This window comes from Photobacterium sanctipauli (assembly GCF_003026495.1).
Classification (GTDB): Bacteria; Pseudomonadota; Gammaproteobacteria; order Enterobacterales; family Vibrionaceae; genus Photobacterium; species Photobacterium sanctipauli.
Genome location: NZ_PYMA01000003.1, coordinates 77,856 through 94,670 on the forward strand (window position 1 = coordinate 77,856; position 16,815 = coordinate 94,670).

Below are 16,815 nucleotides of genomic sequence, written 5' to 3' on the forward strand. Positions count from 1 at the left end.
ATGTTCGCTAAATTAGCCCAGCCTTTTCCATTAGGGGCTACATTATGTGATCGGGGTTGTAATTTTTCCATTCACGCTCCTGACCACAAAGAAATAAAACTGGTTTTATTTGATAACGAGAATAAAAAAAAGATTATTGACCTTGATAACCAGCATTTAGATATTCATTATACTTTTGTTGAAGGTATTACCGCCGGCCAAATATACGGCTACCAAATTAAAGACAAAGATGAAATACGCTTAGTGCTAGACCCTTATGCCCAAGCATTAAGTAAAACACCTTTCTACACCGAACCATTTACGGCACAACGCAGTTGGGATTTTGCTAAATCCGTTGTTGTAGACCAAAGATTTGATTGGGAAGGGACGACCCTACCCCAAGTCCCACTAGAAGAAACCGTCCTGTTTGAAACCCATGTAAAAGGCTTCACCAAACGCCACCCGGCCATAGACCAAACCAAACAAGGCACCTACCTTGGCTTATGCCAGCCGGCGATGATCGAATACTTTAAGCAACAAGGTATCACTAGCCTGCAATTGCTACCTGTCACCTCCTGCATGTCTGAGCCACATCTGCTTAAGATGGATAAGGTCAACTATTGGGGATACAACAGCTTGTGTTTTATGGCGCCAGAGCCGCGCTATGCCCAGCAAGACCCTGTGACCGAAATGAAAACCATGGTCAAAGAGCTTCATCGCCACGGTATCGAAGTCATCATGGACATTGTTTTCAATCATACAGCCGAAGGGGGCGAAGGCGGACCAAAGTTTCATTTCAAATGCCTAGACAAGCATTACTACTTGCTAGATCGAGAAAAGAACTACAAGAACCACACCGGTTGCGGTAACACATTTGATCTTACCTATCAGCCGAGCCTGAATATCGTACTCGATACCCTGCGCCACTGGGTGACCAACTACAAAATAGATGGCTTCCGTTTCGACTTGGCAGCGACACTTGGCCGTAATGGTGATCGGTTTGATATGCACAGCGCTTTCTTTAAGGCTATCGCCCAAGACCCTATTCTTCAAAAGGTTAAACTGATTGCCGAACCATGGGATATCGGCCCTGATGGCTACCAGCTCGGCTATTTCCCTCGCGGGTGGAATGAGTGCAACGATAAGTTTCGCGACACGGTGAAAAGCTACTGGCTATGCCAGGAAAATAACGTCAAAGAATTTGCGACGCGCTTAATGGGATCGCGGGATCTGTTCAGTGCCGGTAAATGGCCTGACAAACTGCCGGTGAACTTCGTCTCTTATCATGACGGCTTTACCCTGCAAGACTTGGTTTCCTACAATCACAAACACAACCATGCCAATGGTGAAAACAACCGCGATGGCCATGGCGACAACCGCTCGAATAACCAGGGCGTTGAAGGTGAAACAGAGAACTATGCCGTATTGAGTCGCAGGGAGCGCCAAAAACGTAACCTGATGACGACATTGCTGTTTAGCTTTGGCATTCCCCACGTGCTTGCCGTCGATGCCCTCTCCCACACTCAGGGCGGCAACAACAACGCCTACTGCCAAGATAACGAGATTAGCTGGGCAGACTGGACACCAAGCAAGGATAAAGCCGAGTTCAGCCAATGGCTTGCCACCATGCTAGAGCGCCGCAAAAACATCATGTCGCCATTTATTCGCGCCTTCAGTGGCCATAACCGTGGGCACCACCGCATTCAGTGGAACCGCTCAAATGGCCATACCATGAACGCAGAAGATTGGCAGCGCCTTGAAGCCTTTGCCCTTTATTTGGGCTTATTCAAAGACGGCAAAGAGATGATGTTCCTCGTGAACAGCTCTTCGATTCCAACCCGCTACCGACTACCGGCCGGCAGCAAATGGCAGGTAGTTTGTGATACGTCCGAAGCCACACTGGGTTCCAGACAAGTACAGACAACCTACATGCAAGGGGCACAATCACTCACTATCCTATACCGAGACTAGGGGTCTAACGATGCCATTGCTATAGGCTAAAACAATACGGCTAAGCACATAAGTAAGCCCTGCATTGCAGGGCTTGTCTTTCGCCGTCATATGTATTGATGAGATCAGGATTGGTTAGATCAAAGCTGGTGCAATTAAGACTGGTGAGATTCGGACTGATAAGATTTGGCCAAATTGGCCCTTGCCTGCGCCAGCTGCCCGTCGTCAACCCCGAGGCGGGCAAGGTAACGCTCTACACTCTGCTTCGGCTGCTCAAAGCATTCCGTACCTAAACAGGCAATTAAGCTTCGCGCTAGCAAACGAAAACTACGGTACTCCCCTATCCCCATTTCATTGGTTTTTAAGTAGTTTTCTTCAACAGCTGCTTTGTCGCTCCCCATTAATAATTGCAAGAAGGCCGAAACAACACCGGTGCGATCGGAGCCCAACCGGCAGTGGACGAGATAGGGTCCCTCAACTTCAGCAATAACAGAAATGACGCGCCTAATACCATCCTCGAAACCCAGCTCATCGTCATTAAATGGCTGATTGCGATCTGACATAAAATAGACCGTCTCGTATGCCATTGGCACACTAAATACCTGTCCTTGTTGGCAACAGCGTTGGTAGTAGCTCGGTGGAAAGTCCGATGCAATACGCGATATATCATCGCCACTATCGCAAAGGTTTATCACGGTTCGTACTCCCGCCTGCTCGATTAAATCCCGCACCGTTGCTTGCCTTAGGCGTTCAATAGCAGCCAGTTGAGGGTGAGCACTTCTTGATGCAATAACAGGATGGTATGAACGATACATGCTACCAACTGCCATTTCGCCACCCGTAACGACTCTAAAATTGGCTAACTGGGCTTTATCGGTAAAGTGGCTGGCTTCGCTTTTAATTTGATAAGAGTGTTGGGAAGCGCGACTAATCGCAGCTAGGGTTGAATCTGAAGGCGGTGTTAAAAAAAGTAAATGATTATACTCACCGTTAAACTGATTATTGAAATAATGGCCTGGCAATAATTGTTCTTTAAAAGACACATTAGATTGTAAAGTGTCATTCCAAATCGAATACTCAATATAACCCGAGTTACCAATTTTATCGATTTGATGAAGTTCTTTTATTAACGCCTGATTATCACCATTATTGGTAAACTTATATTCGTTATCTCTTTGCCAGTTGGTAAAAGTACCAACCAAATAAAAGTCACCTTGGCTTTTTGGCAAAGTGAACTCAATAAAATCGCCACGAATGACATATTGCATATATATGTCCTTGTATATGCTCATGTACGAAAAAAGGCTCTATTTCAATCGGGTGAAATAGAGCCGCCTAACACAATAACGACAGTAGGTATTGCTCTTAGTCAATTGACCATGATGATCAATTTACTCAGGTAGCAGTACAGCAAATGACTCATAAGGTTTGAGTGTCACGAGATCACCCAGTTGCTGACGCGCTTCATAGTTATGAATCACACACTCAACTTGTGCCGATTGTAGGTGCTCAGGGATATCTACCGTGACTGGCTCGTTGCTGAAGTTGTTCATAACAAATAAGCGTTGCTCGTCGTTTGAGCGCAGGTAGGCAAACACCTTATCGTGCCCTTCAAACACGGCTTCAAAGTCACCGTAAACAATCACAGGCAACGACTTACGCAGCTCAATCAAACGCTGATAATGGTAAAACACCGAGCTATCATCATTTAGCGCCGCTTTAACATTCACCTCAGTGTAATTCGGGTTAGCTTTGATCCATGGTTCAACTGCAGAAAAACCACCGTTGGCACTATCGTCCCACTGCATCGGCGTACGGCCGTTATCTCGGCTGTTTTCATGCACTGCCGCTAACATGGTCTCCGGTGCGACACCGTTTTCTGTACGCTCTTTGTAGAAGTTCAGCGTTTCAATATCACGGTAATCATCAATGCTCTCGAACGCCACATTGGTCATGCCAATTTCTTCACCTTGGTAGATGTAAGGCGTGCCTTTTAGCATATGCAGTGTTGTTGCCAGCATCTTGGCCGATTCAACACGGTACTGGCCGTCACAGCCATATTTCGATACCGCTCGTGGTAGATCATGATTGTTCCAGAACAACGAGTTCCAGCCTTGATCTGCCAGTTCCACCTGCCACTTGGTCAATACTTTCTTAAATTCAGGCAGATCCAGCGGGACTGGCGTCCACTTGTCTTTGTTTTTCCACGTAAGGCAAATGTGCTCGAACTGGAAAATCATCGAAAACTCTTCGCGGGCAGGATCACTGTATAGCTTGGCAATCTCTGGGGTAGCATCCCAAGTTTCACCCACGGTCAGAAGATCTTTATCGCCAAACGTTTCTCGGTTCATCTGCTGGATCAACGGATGAAGGCGCGGGCCGTTGCCGGTGATCTTCTTATCAATTTCTTTACCAATAAGATCGATAACATCGAGACGGAAACCGCCGATGCCCTTGTCGATCCACCAGTTCATCATCTTATGGACTTCTTCCTGAACCTTCGGGTTCTCCCAGTTCAGATCGGGTTGACGCTTAGAAAAGATGTGCAGGAAATATTCGCCAGTCTGCTCGTCAAACTCCCAACCGCTGCCACCGAATACGGAGCCCATTTCGTCAGGCACGCCACCATCTTCACTTGGTTGACGCCAGATGTAGTAATCGCGGTATGGGTTGTCTTTTGATTTACGTGCTTCTTTGAACCAAGGGTGCTCATCAGAGGTATGGTTAACCACCAGATCCATGATAATACGAATATCACGTTGCTTAGCTTGCGCAAGCAGTTCGTCCATATCCGCCATGGTGCCGAATTCAGGCGCGATATCTTGGTAATCTGAAATATCATAGCCATTGTCATCCATAGGCGACTTGTAGACAGGTGACAACCAAAGAACGTTAACCCCAAGGTTTTGCAGGTAGTCTAACTTGCTGATGATCCCACGTAGATCACCCATACCATCGCCATTGGAATCGCAGTAACTGCGAGGGTAAATCTGATAGACAACAGCATCATGCCACCATTTAGGTGTAACGTTCATGGCAAAACCCTCAATAAGAAACTGAATATAAATAACGGTATCGTAATAACCAATATCTTATGCCGTTATACCCCAGCTGAAAAATGCCGATCACAGCCTGTGATATAGCTTTTTCCTATATCAAAGGGATTATTACCGACCGTGATCACAACTTCGAGCGCTTTTACTTTGTGATGGATTTCAAAAAATGTGAGACTGGCTACAAACATTTTTCATCAGTCTCAACCTCACTGAGTCAGTTATGGATAAGCACTACCGCCAATTTCTTGCCATTGCCGAATTCGGTAATATCAGCTTTGCCGCAGAGCAACTGAATCTAAGCCAGCCTACCCTCACCAACAATATGAAAAAGCTTGAAAAAAGCTTAGGGGTTGCTTTATTCACCCGACGCTCGAAAGGGGTCGAGCTCACCGAATACGGCAAGCTGTTCCAAGAACAAGTACAAGATCTAAGCCGGCGTCATGACGCCATGCTCGACAAACTCGCTGATCTCAAAGCCAGAAAAACGGAAAAAATAAAGATGGGCACTGGCGATGCCTGGTGGGAAGTGTTTGTTAAATCCGCCTTGCAAAATTACTGTCAGCAACATCCGGGGATTTCTATTCAACTGGAATTCGGTAACCACCTTAAGCTGATGGATATGCTGATCCACGGCCAAATTGACTTATTTATCGGCCATGAAATCCACGGACTTTCTCGGCGCTGCAACGTCCATTTCACCCCGATTTTGCAAGATCAAGAAGCCCTGTTCGTGCATCACTCACACCCCTTGCTGATAAATGGGGCGAACCATGCAAACGCGCAGCTCTACCCACTTTTACAGGTCACCCCAGACCAAGAGAGCTATCAGCATTTAATCGAAAACCCCCAGCCCAAACAGCAGGAAAAAGAGCGTAAACAACTCGGAGAACGGATTGTTTACGAAATCAACTCCCTCAGTGCCAGCCTCGATTTATTGGCAAGCTCTAAAGCTATCATGCCCTACACCTACAGTATGGTGGACTACTTCCAGCAATTTGGCATTGTCCCCCTGCCTCAAGCCGAGCCCCCGCAAACCGGTATTGTCGGCATTTATCACCTCAATGAGCCACTAGCTGCACACATTAATGATATTAAAGCGATTTTTATAGAATCAAGTTCAATAACCCGTATCTAGTGATCCGCGATTGTGTGAACTGATCCACGAAATGGGAACATTCCCATTTACCTAGTTACATTTCCTTGCCATTATCCAGCCCAACAAATGGGAACATTCCCAAGGGTGTTAAATGAGTTAAATGAATAGGTAGCTTAGAGAGTAACCTGTTCAAAAATGCCCGCAGGTAACGTGTCCCAACACAATAAGTTAGAAAAACAATTCCATATCAGGGGTGAACAATGAAAAAGATGAACCTTACCGCACTGGCAATTTCAGCAGCACTGCTGGCGCCAAGCGCTTTGGCCGACGATGGTTTCGTATTCCACGGCTACGCACGCTCAGGCATCGGTATTAGTGGCGACAATGGCCAAAATGTTGAATTCAACAAACAACAGCTAGGCCGCCTAGGTAACGAAGCCGATACTTTTGCTGAGTTTGGTCTTGGTAAGGAAATCTACAACGAAGACGGTGCGCGTTTCTTCTTTGATTCAATGCTGGCTGTTGGTAGTGATGGTTCTAACATCTTTGAATCACTAAAAGATGACGAAGAAAATGGCTTCATTGATTTCCGTCAGCTAAATGTTCAGGCAACAGGCGTACTTAACTTCGCCCCTGAAGCCACCCTTTGGGCAGGTAAGCGATACTACCAACGCCATGATATTCACATTACTGATTTCTACTACTGGAACACATCGGGTGCCGGCGCCGGTATCGAAAACGTTAACCTGGGTGACGGCCGATTCTCGTTCGCGGTGATCCGCAACGATGACAACATGGTTACTGACGAAGGCAACCGTGGCGAAGCGCTAAACGTGAATGTTATCGATATGCGCTATGCAGGCATTGAGCTTTGGAACAATGCAGACCTTGAGCTGGGTATCAACTATGCCATTACCAACCCGTCTGATGACGCCTCTACCGAAGCAAAAGAAGCGAAAGACGGTGTAATGGCAACGGCTCAGCTAACCCAGAACCTAGACAACGGCTTTAACAAAACGGTTGTCCAGTACGGTACAGAAGGCTACGCCAAAGAGCTGGCGACCTTTGGTGCGGGTACCTCTTACCACGCAACAACAGAGCAAGGTGGCAGCGCATACCGTTTGATCAACTGGGGTATTGTGAACCTGTCTGACAACATCGAGCTTGGCCACCAGCTGCTATGGTCATCAACCATTGACGACATCGAAGCTAATCAAAAAGACGACCTGACTTACCTTTCAGCTGTGGTTCGCCCGGTATATAACTGGGATAAGCACCGCAAAACCATTCTTGAAGCAGGTTACTTCAACAACCAAGATGTAAACGGCAAAGATCTATCCGGCCAGAAGATCACCATCGCCCAGGCTTGGAATGCCGGTGAAGATTTCTTCGCACGCCCAGAAATTCGTCTATACGGTACCTACTTCTCTAACATCGATACCGTAGAGGAAGGCGTTTACTCAACCGTTGATTCAGAGTTCAACGTGGGTGTTCAGTTCGAGGCTTGGTGGTAAGTAAGCACCAAACCAGCACTAAGTTAAAACCTGGACTCAGTTAAATTGATATCCCCCAACCTGAGCAAACCAAGGCCAGCATTCGCTGGCCTTTATTGTTTTAATACCAAGGGTCAGTTGATCTTAAAACAAGCTCGACACCCTGAGGTAGAATTCATCTTTGCCGAGTTCATCATCAAAACCATAGGCATAACCCACCGTGACGGGAAACCGCAAGCCATATCCCAACTTCGCTTCAACGGTCAACTCAACGCCTGTCCCCGTTAGTTGCTCCAATGATTCGCCACTGTCCCAAGCGGCGCCTGAATCGACAAAAGCGGTGCCCGAAATGTCACCCAAGCCAATGGGGAATAGTGCCCAGTTGCGCTCAACCCGCGCCAAGTGCGAGGTCAATGAAAGGCGCTGGGTGAAATAGCGATCACCACGCTGCGCGTTGTCATCATATCCGCGTATCGCTTGGCTATCTCTGCCGAATAAACGCCGTTCTTCGTATATATCCGTGCCGCCAATACCAAAGCGTTGGGCACCGTCATCTGCATATCCCCCCGCTAATCTTGCCGTCAGTGTGGTGCGTCCCGGTAAATCCCAAGTCACGTTCCACTGTGCTTGATATTTCTGGCCTTCATAATCGCTGTTTATGACCTCATTCGTTTCGGCTACAGCATCAAAATAATGCCCCCAACCAATGCCCGGCACATTCAAGTAGCTCTCGCGATTATCGAACGTCACGGCCAAGCCTACTAACGACTCTTTTATCTCCCGATACCTAAATGCCGAAGCAAAATTGGGTTGTGACACTAAGGACTCACTATCAATATACACCCCGGCATGGAGGCTAAGTTGATCTTCAAAGGCATTGAAAAGGTGACTTCGTTGCAGTAATAAATAGTCATCACGGGTTATACGGTAGCCACTCTGATCGCCCAATGTGAGCTTGTCGTAACTGTGGCTGCTATTGAGAATGGCCAACCAGCGGTTATCGTATTGATAGATAGCGGTGAAATCACCGACATCATTGTCAGTATCCCAGAGTGCCGACAAGGTGTAGTTATGCTGCCCCAAAGCATCGGAACCAAACGTAAACGCACCGATTTGCGTCCTGACATCATCAATATACGCCAGCGGTAGCCAGTTATGCGGCCGCACAGTTTTCCAAGGCTGGTAAGGTTTGGGCTCCCCTTTCTCTGCTGGCTGCTGAACAACGTCTGGGTAATCATATTGAGCTTGGTATTCGCTCACTTGAACATTCGACAGTGCTTGAGGTTCCGCTAATAGCTTCACCTCATAGCCCTGCGAACCATAGCTTTGATACACCAAGCCCAACTCTGGCTGCCAAACAGGTTTTAAGGCACCGCCAATCTCTCGCGTCCAGCGCTCCAGATTGCCACTGGCAATATCCAACGCATAGACATCAAACACCCCGTCATAATCAGCGCTGAAAAGCACCCGACCATCAGGAAGATAAGTGGGTGATGATTCATGCGCTTTGGTGTTGGTGATCGGTGTCCACTGTTTTTGTTTTTTTTGCTTTTGAGAATCGCCCTCAGGGCCAATATCCAGCTGCTCAAGGTTCCAACCTTGCTGGTGTCGCTGCAAAGCAGCAATAACATGCTTGCCATCATTCGAGACATCAAAGCTGCCTAACACCTCACCTTTATTGGCTTGCCACAATAATGTCCTTTGCTTAGGGTTTGTTGCATCGAGTTGCCATAGCTCACTAATCCCCGAAACCTTTCTCATGGCGAGTAGGTGCTTACCATCGGCAAGCCATCTAACTTGCTTGAAGCGCTCTCTCTCAGTTAGCGCCTGCCACCTCCCCTCTCGAAGAAGATAAATATCATTGAATGCCCTGCCATCGGCTCGGTTAACTTGGCGGGTAGCGATAATGCCACCGCTCGGATGGCTATCTAGCGAAGTGATGTTTTTACTGCTAACCAATGTCTGCCAATTCCCTTGATTTGTATTGACTCGGGGCTTGGCATTGGCTTGGAGCTCATCACTAAACTGGGGTTGCCACCGTTCAACTCGGGTTCTATCTTCACCATTATTTCGGTTTAGTAATAGGCCTTCATGGCTAGCCGCCATGACTTGCAAGAAAGGCAATAGCTCTGAGTGATCAAGCGAATGGCCGCCGACGTAATCAATGCTGGCTTGCCGCAGTTCGGCACTGAGCATTACCTCCAGTTCGGTAGAAAAATCCAACCATAGCGCTTCAAAGTCCTTGCCAAATGTCTGCCTGGCGGTACGGTTAATCAAAAAATAAGGGATCAAACGGCGGCTGTAATTATCGAGAAAAGCACTGACCTTTTCTTCGCCATAGGTCTGAACCAAATACTGCACAAAATAGGCGCCGTACAAATATTGATAACCTAAAGGCCATTCCCTATCTGCCACCACCACTTGATTTAACGGTTTCAACTCACCACTTGCCGCTTCCATCCGTATTTTCATTGCATAGTTAGTGCTTTGCAGGCGCCCGTACCCGCGCTCGGCACGACCATCAACCGGGTTACTTTCTAGATATACCGCCAGCCCTTCAATCAACATGGACGGGGTTAAAGCATGAGGAAATAAGAACCCCTGACGACCAAAGACGTTTTGTAGCGCTTTTGGCGCACCCGCTGCCAGCTCCATATGGGCAATATGAACATATTCATGGCGGATCAGCATATGCAACCATTCATCGCTAAAGGCGAGATCACTCCCCTCTTCCGGCGGGCTCATGTACAAACGAATTTGAGCAAATGGCAGCGGAGTGGCCCAACCGTTAGAAAAGTCGAAATCATCAACCAACACAATTTCAGTTTTTTTCGCTGGCATGGTGCTGAAGAATGGCCGCAAGTCACGATGCACCTGCTCAGCGATATCTAATGCCCGCTCGGCAGCGTCTTGGTGACCCTGCACATAGTGAATAGTAAAATGTGGGGAGCCTTGGCTTAGCCACGGCTTTCCGGCTTCTTCCCAACCTACCGGCATCGCAGATATTGGCGCGGCCATGCCACCCAGTGCTATTGCCAAAGCAGTAAGCACACCTCGCCATTGATGGTTTTTCTTGTTATTTCGCATCGACATATCCATTTGTCGCATATTTCTTGTCATTTAACCTAAGCTTCTACCCCTAAACGAAAAAAAGCAATCATCCGCAGACAATTGCTTTCATCAATTTGAATTTTTGAGGCTGGATTAACCCTAGTGCGAGTTAAACGCCATTAATGGGATAGAAACGAAACTAAAACGGACTTTCTTTATCAAGCTCATCGCAAATGCTTGAAACTGCCAGCGCTAACGCCGACTTGATCACCTGCTCCTGACGCGCCAGTTGCATCTTATAGAAAGTAATATCGGCATCGTCCGACGGTGGGGCGATTTCCAGCTGTACAACCCCCATCTGACTCATGACATTGAGCTTTTTGATCGGCTCCAAGATGGCAGGATCAGTAAAGCTATACTCACTGCCATCATTGTTCAGAAAATCACGCAGCGTTAGGAAGGCTTCAATGTCTTGATAGACAGGATGTGGCACGACACCCAACCCAAGCAACAGCTTTAGCCTAACAGGTAGCTCACCCAATGGGCCTGCATTGCCCAACAGCGGCTCAACAACCGATTTGACCGCGAAGTCATCTTTACGGAATATGCGCTGAATTAAATTTTCGACAGCCTGCTCAAACACCTCAACAGAGGTGATAAAAAAACCGCGTGCGGTTGGTGCATCGTTAAGACGCTCTAGAATGTCAGACTCGTGGTCACTGTGTGCCATAAATTATGTATCTCTATAACCAAAGGAGACAGCTTGTCTTCTTGAGTTGGTGTTATAACAGGGCGATTGTATCACCGACCGCTCAGGTATCAAAACCGTCTAACTCGCTCCTTTTAGGCTTATCCTGTTGTATTCTGCATCTTTTCTTCAAAAATGTTTTCTGTTTTCAATAAAATACTGGCGACAATAAACGAAGTTACTGTTGCTGAAACGATGGATAATCCAACGCCAATCAGCTCTGATTTAGGGGTTAGCAACAAAATAGAGAAAATCGACCCTGGTGACGCAGGTGAAACCATCCCCGCCTCAAAGAAAACCAAGACAAACGTGCCTACCATTCCCCCGGCTATCGCTGCCAAGATCAATCTTGGCTTCATTAGAATGTAAGGGAAGTAAATTTCGTGAATACCACCGAAAAAATGAATGATCGACGCTCCACCTGCACTTTGTCTTGCCATCCCTTTACCAAAGGCCATGTATGCCAGCAAGATACCCAAGCCTGGGCCCGGATTGGCCTCAATCAAAAAGAACAGCGATTCACCGGTTTCACGCACCTGCTGAATACCAAGGGGCGAGAAAATACCGTGGTTAATCGCATTGTTGAGGAACAAGATTTTTGCAGGCTCAACAAAAATAGAGGTTAGCGGCAATAGGCCTAAATCAATCATTACATTAACACCGGCGGTTAACGTAACAGAAAGCAACTTAACGGCAGGGCCAATCATGAAAAAGGCGATAATCGCGCAAATCATACCGATAATGCCGGACGAGAAATTGTTCACCAGCATCTCGAACCCTGATTTCACCTTGCCTTCGACGGCTTCATCAAAGCGTTTAATGATCCAGCCCCCCATAGGACCAAGGATCATCGCACCCATGAACATAGGAATATCGGTGCCGACGATTGCCCCCATGGTAGTGACGGCACCCACCACTGCGCCTCGCTCTCCGCCCATCAACTTACCGCCAGAATAACCAATCAACAACGGCAACAGGTATATGATCATCGGCTCAACCAACTGGGCTAGCGTTTCATTCGGCAGCCACCCGGTTGGAATAAACAACGCAGTAATAAAGCCCCAAGCGATAAATGCACCGATATTAGGCAGCACCATATTGGTAAGGAATCGCCCGAAACTGTGGATCTTAATTTTTGTGGCTGGTGAAAGCATAAATCATCCCATCAATCGTCTTTCTTAACGCTAACTTTCTTTATGCCTATACCTCTAACAAATCAAAGCATTTTGCACAAATAGTTATCTCACAGTATTGTTTTCAGCCGCATTAATTGCCACTTTTCGCTTACTTTTTAGCTAAATGCGAAATCGCCATAAGAATAAGCCCGCTTACGTTTAGGCAAGTGCAGGCAATGCTTTATAAACTTCTTTCCTCTAGCCGATGAGCACAAAGAAAGATCATTTTCGGTTAATTGCATGGTTTCAAAATCAAGCCCCAGCTCCTCGCAAGACACTCTCAGTACGCTGTTATCAGCCAGTGTTTCCCTATTCCAACGCACCTTATACATAAAGCTATGGATAAAACCTGCATCATCAAAGTGGCGAACCTTTTCAACGGTACCTATCCAACCTGAGATCTCTTGACCAAAATCAGGATCCACCATCCCGCCATTGACGATCACCACATCGCCGACACTGAATTTATTCTTCGCCTGCTTCATTATCATACCTATCTATAATTCAACATTTGATCATTAAGCGCCATAAAGAAAGGGAGGTGCCTCTCAGCACCTCCCCTATTCATAATCCATTACAGTGACTGATATAACGCTTCAATACGTTTCGCTTCTTCACTTTCTGCATCTAGGCCAGTGTACTTAGCCAGTGTTGAACGCAAGCCCACTTCTTTTAGCGAGGTCTGCAACTCAATTGCTTGCGGGTCAGAATCATTGGTGTATTTAAACGCTGCCGCGATACCTTTAAGTAGCGTGCCATTTTCAGTGCCGTACTCGATGGTGCCTAGCAGCGGCTTGGTTAAACGGTCATTGGCACCCAGTTTACGGATTGGCTGACGGCCTACACGGTCGATCTCGTCACGCAGGAACGGGTTAGCAAAGCGACCCAAGATTTTCTCGATATAAGCATTGTGCATGTCGCGATCAAAACCGTAACGGCGGATAAGCACTTCACCACTTTCCTGCATGGCCGCTTTTACTTGGTCGTATACTTCTTTATCTTCAATCGCGTCGCGGATTGTCTCGTGGCCTTTTAGCGCGCCAAGGTACGCAGTCACAATGTGGCCTGTATTCAAAGTAAATAGCTTACGCTCTACGAACGCCATTAAGTTGTCGGTGGTTTCCATTCCTTCGATAGCCGGAATGTCGCCCTTGAATTGCTGCTTATCAACGATCCACTCGCTAAAGCTCTCAACGGTCACTTCTAGCGGATCATCGTTCGCGGCTTCCGATGGCGGTACGATACGGTCAACCGCAGAATCAACAAAGCCGACCAACTCATCAGCCTGTGAGTGGTAAATGCTGTTGAGATGCTTATACACTTCTTCTTTCAGGTGAGTGGTACCGCGAACCATGTTCTCGCAAGCAATGATGTTCAACGGATTGTTGTTACCCGCCTCGAAACGGTGAGTCAGGCCAGTCGCGATAGTTTTCGCAATAATGTCCAGTACGTTCGGTCCTACCGCTGTTGTTACCATGTCTGTGTGGATGATCTGATCGATAACGTCTTGGCTTGCCGAGTTAACCGCCGTTACGTGGGTAACGGTATCAATTTGGCACTCAGTGCCCACTACTTTTACCTTGTACGACTGGTCATGGCTTAGCTGGTCAACCAACGGCTCATCAACGTCTGCGAAGGTAACGGCTACGTTAGCGTCTGCTAGCAATTTACCAATAAAACCACGACCGATATTACCTGCACCAAAATGTACTGCTTTCATAATAATCTCTACCTTAAAACTTGTTATCTAACTATTAGATAAGAGGGGTGAGGCCGGAGGGGGATCACCGGCCTCAGGGTGACTTAATGATTGAGTGGATTAAGCGGCTTTCTCGCCGGCTAGGATTTCTAGCACTTCGTTAACATCAGTCGTTGTTGTTAAACGCTCAATCGCATCTGTATCATCAAGTGCGTTGGTGATGGTAGTAATTACCTGAATGTGTTCATCGTTCTTGGCTGCGATACCGATAACGAGCTTAGCAATATCATCTTCGTCTTCAGTAAACTGGATGCCTTCTTGGTATTGGCAAATAATGATGCCGGTTTTCATTACCTTGTCTTTCGCTTCCACTGTACCGTGCGGTACCGCGATTGACTCACCAAGGTAGGTTGGAACCATCTTCTCACGCTCGAACATGGCATCAACATACTCTGCTTCTGCATAACCCAACTTCACCAGCTGCTCACCCGCATAGCGGATAGCTTCTTCTTTGCTGTTGGCTTTTAGGCCTAGGTGGATATTCTCAGCTTGGATTTGGAAAACCTGCTTAGGCTGCTCTTCAAAACTCGCATCGTTAGCCGCAACCGGAGACACTTTAACCATTGCTTCATCGTTTGCTGCCGCAGGGCTACCTGCCGCTACAATGCTAGTAATAAGGTCGTTGTACACCTGGCTATCAAGGAAGTTGGTTAGAGAAATATGTTTTGCATTCGCAGCATGCTTGCGAGCACGCTCGGTTAAATCTTTATGAGTAATCACGATGTCCACCTCTTGTGGCAAGCTGTTGATAGCACAGTTAGTTACATTGATGTCTAGGCCCGCTTCCTGAACTTTTTTACGTAGCAAGCTAGCACCCATTGCGCTTGAGCCCATACCTGCATCACAGGCAACAATGATGTTTTTGACATTGGCTAGGTTGAAGTCAGACTCTGCTAGCACCGCATCGTTTGCACTTGCTGTCGGCGCTTTCATGCCCTTCATCTTGCTCGTTGCTTCCGCTAGGTCATCACCTTCTTCGTCAGTCACTTTCTGTGTTTTCATCAGCAGGGCAGCAACGCTGAACGATACGGCTGTCGCAGCAAGCACTGACAGAATCACGCCAACAAATGATGCTTTCGGTGTCATCAACAAGATGGCGAAAATTGAACCTGGTGATGCTGGAGATACGATACCTGCATCGAACATATTTAGGGTGAACACACCAGCCATACCACCAGCGATTACCGCTAGGATTAGACGAGGATTCATCAGGATGTACGGGAAATAGATTTCATGGATACCACCGAAGAAGTGGATAATTGATGCACCACCCGCAGTTTGTTTCGCAGTGCCACGACCGAATACCATGTAAGCCAGTAGGATACCTAGGCCAGGACCTGGGTTCGCTTCAATCAAGAAGAAGATTGACTGACCCACTTCGTTTGCCTGCTGGATACCCAGTGGTGAGAAGATACCGTGGTTAATCGCGTTGTTTAGGAACAGGATTTTCGCTGGTTCAACAAAAATAGACGTTAGAGGAAGTAGTCCAGCACTCACCAATGCGTTAACACCACCAGCCAGCGCAGAAGACAGAACTTTCACGAAAGGACCAATCATGTAGAAGGCTAGGATGGCACATAGCATACCCACGATGCCCGCAGAGAAGTTGTTAACCAACATCTCAAAGCCACTCTTCACTTTGCCCTCTACCCAGCGGTCAAATGTTTTGATTGCCCAGCCGCCTAGCGGACCAACCATCATTGCGCCCATGAACATCGGGATATCGGTACCAACAATCACACCGATTGTGGTGATTGCACCAACAACGGCACCACGGTCGCCGCCAACTAATTTACCACCGGTATAACCAATCAACAGCGGCAGTAGATAAGTGATCATTGGGCCAACAAGTTTCGCCAGTTCTTCATTAGGGAACCAACCTGTTGGAATGAATAGTGCAGTGATGAAGCCCCACGCGATGAATGCGCCAATATTAGGCATCACCATGTTAGATAAAAAGCGACCAAAATTTTGTATCTTGATCTTTGCATCTGGTGATATCATATCGATTCCCCGTCTGATGTTCAGTTATGAATTCTGTTGTAGATAACGGTTCGCCAAAACCGTCGATTGCTTAGTACCCAATTAATCTACCACAGAATTTTCAAACCGAACTGATGACGGGAATTTTGTGACTTGCGTCAAATTTTATTTTATCTCGACCGCCAATCGAGGTGACACAGATCACAAACAGGCATTGAAAGTCAGTAACAAACGGCCTTATTAACAAAAAGCAATAAATATTTAAGAACCCAGATCACATAATTGGATTTTTAATTTAAAAATAAATGGTGACACAGATCACACTTGACGCTTTTCACGCTAATGCCATGAAAGTACTTAGTGATCGGGATCACCCATGGGATTTTATTCACGACGCGAATAAATTAATTTTTAATCGCTTCTGGCTTTTTGTAATTTTATTTCAGTTTTCATCTCGCGTATTCGTGCCGATCATATCTGGTTTTTCCTACCCATTAAGTGGCAAATGAACGGCATAAAAAAGCA

At 46.9% G+C, this 16,815-nt stretch carries 10 protein-coding genes and 1 pseudogene; 3 read left to right on the top strand and 8 right to left on the bottom strand.

Annotated features, from left to right (window positions below; all coding sequences use genetic code 11):
* Complete coding sequence (gene glgX, locus C9I98_RS06605) at positions 1 to 1,950, top strand: glycogen debranching protein GlgX (RefSeq protein WP_051902083.1); 1,950 nt, start codon at positions 1 to 3, stop codon at positions 1,948 to 1,950.
* 134 nt (positions 1,951 to 2,084) lie between these two features.
* On the opposite strand, the gene C9I98_RS06610 is transcribed toward glgX, so the two are convergent.
* Both C9I98_RS06610 and C9I98_RS06615 read right to left on the bottom strand, forming a co-directional pair.
* Positions 2,085 to 3,197, bottom strand: a complete 1,113-nt coding sequence (locus C9I98_RS06610; RefSeq protein WP_081878898.1) for a tyrosine-protein phosphatase — start codon at positions 3,195 to 3,197, stop codon at positions 2,085 to 2,087.
* A 123-nt stretch (positions 3,198 to 3,320) separates the two neighbouring features.
* Positions 3,321 to 4,964: a glycoside hydrolase family 13 protein gene (locus C9I98_RS06615; RefSeq protein WP_036820106.1), complete on the bottom strand. Its 1,644-nt coding sequence runs from the start codon at positions 4,962 to 4,964 to the stop codon at positions 3,321 to 3,323.
* A 241-nt stretch (positions 4,965 to 5,205) separates the two neighbouring features.
* On the opposite strand from C9I98_RS06615, the gene C9I98_RS06620 reads away from it, so the two are divergent.
* Positions 5,206 to 6,120 (top strand): LysR family transcriptional regulator, encoded by a 915-nt coding sequence (locus tag C9I98_RS06620; protein WP_107271758.1) that lies wholly within the window; start codon positions 5,206 to 5,208, stop codon positions 6,118 to 6,120.
* Between the two features lie 221 nt (positions 6,121 to 6,341).
* Positions 6,342 to 7,595 (top strand): maltoporin LamB, encoded by a 1,254-nt coding sequence (gene lamB / locus C9I98_RS06625; RefSeq protein ID WP_036825305.1) that lies wholly within the window; start codon positions 6,342 to 6,344, stop codon positions 7,593 to 7,595.
* Positions 7,596 to 7,718: 123 nt separating this feature from the next.
* Here lamB and C9I98_RS06630 read toward each other — a convergent pair whose 3' ends face one another.
* The 6 genes and pseudogenes from C9I98_RS06630 to C9I98_RS06655 all read right to left on the bottom strand — a co-directional run bounded on the left by C9I98_RS06630 (position 7,719) and on the right by C9I98_RS06655 (position 16,311).
* The gene (locus C9I98_RS06630; protein WP_245907103.1) at positions 7,719 to 10,694 is read right to left on the bottom strand and encodes a hypothetical protein; all 2,976 of its coding nucleotides are present in this window, start codon (positions 10,692 to 10,694) and stop codon (positions 7,719 to 7,721) included.
* A gap of 130 nt (positions 10,695 to 10,824) precedes the next feature.
* A complete protein-coding gene (locus tag C9I98_RS06635; RefSeq protein ID WP_036827393.1) occupies positions 10,825 to 11,355 on the bottom strand; it encodes an MltR family transcriptional regulator in 531 nt (176 codons plus the stop codon).
* A gap of 143 nt (positions 11,356 to 11,498) precedes the next feature.
* A pseudogene (locus C9I98_RS06640) lies at positions 11,499 to 12,527 on the bottom strand (PTS mannitol transporter subunit IICBA); the annotation flags it as partial.
* Between the two features lie 137 nt (positions 12,528 to 12,664).
* Entirely contained in the window at positions 12,665 to 13,033 is a 369-nt protein-coding gene (locus tag C9I98_RS06645; RefSeq protein ID WP_036827396.1) for a hypothetical protein, read from the bottom strand.
* An 89-nt stretch (positions 13,034 to 13,122) separates the two neighbouring features.
* Positions 13,123 to 14,268 (bottom strand): mannitol-1-phosphate 5-dehydrogenase, encoded by a 1,146-nt coding sequence (locus C9I98_RS06650; RefSeq protein ID WP_170111209.1) that lies wholly within the window; start codon positions 14,266 to 14,268, stop codon positions 13,123 to 13,125.
* 99 nt (positions 14,269 to 14,367) lie between these two features.
* Positions 14,368 to 16,311 carry a PTS mannitol transporter subunit IICBA gene (locus tag C9I98_RS06655; RefSeq protein WP_036827128.1) on the bottom strand — a complete coding sequence of 648 codons (1,944 nt, stop codon included), beginning with the start codon at positions 16,309 to 16,311 and terminating at the stop codon, positions 14,368 to 14,370.
* Between the last annotated feature and the right edge of the window lie 504 nt (positions 16,312 to 16,815).

Coding starts and splice junctions, on each gene's coding strand:
- C9I98_RS06615 (WP_036820106.1), bottom strand. CDS start 4,964: ATGAACGTTACACCTAAATGGTGGCATGATGCTGTTGTCTATCAGATT.
- C9I98_RS06650 (WP_170111209.1), bottom strand. CDS start 14,268: ATGAAAGCAGTACATTTTGGTGCAGGTAATATCGGTCGTGGTTTTATT.
- C9I98_RS06620 (WP_107271758.1), top strand. CDS start 5,206: ATGGATAAGCACTACCGCCAATTTCTTGCCATTGCCGAATTCGGTAAT.
- glgX (WP_051902083.1), top strand. CDS start 1: ATGTTCGCTAAATTAGCCCAGCCTTTTCCATTAGGGGCTACATTATGT.
- C9I98_RS06630 (WP_245907103.1), bottom strand. CDS start 10,694: ATGACAAGAAATATGCGACAAATGGATATGTCGATGCGAAATAACAAG.
- C9I98_RS06655 (WP_036827128.1), bottom strand. CDS start 16,311: ATGATATCACCAGATGCAAAGATCAAGATACAAAATTTTGGTCGCTTT.
- C9I98_RS06635 (WP_036827393.1), bottom strand. CDS start 11,355: ATGGCACACAGTGACCACGAGTCTGACATTCTAGAGCGTCTTAACGAT.
- lamB (WP_036825305.1), top strand. CDS start 6,342: ATGAAAAAGATGAACCTTACCGCACTGGCAATTTCAGCAGCACTGCTG.
- C9I98_RS06645 (WP_036827396.1), bottom strand. CDS start 13,033: ATGAAGCAGGCGAAGAATAAATTCAGTGTCGGCGATGTGGTGATCGTC.
- C9I98_RS06610 (WP_081878898.1), bottom strand. CDS start 3,197: ATGCAATATGTCATTCGTGGCGATTTTATTGAGTTCACTTTGCCAAAA.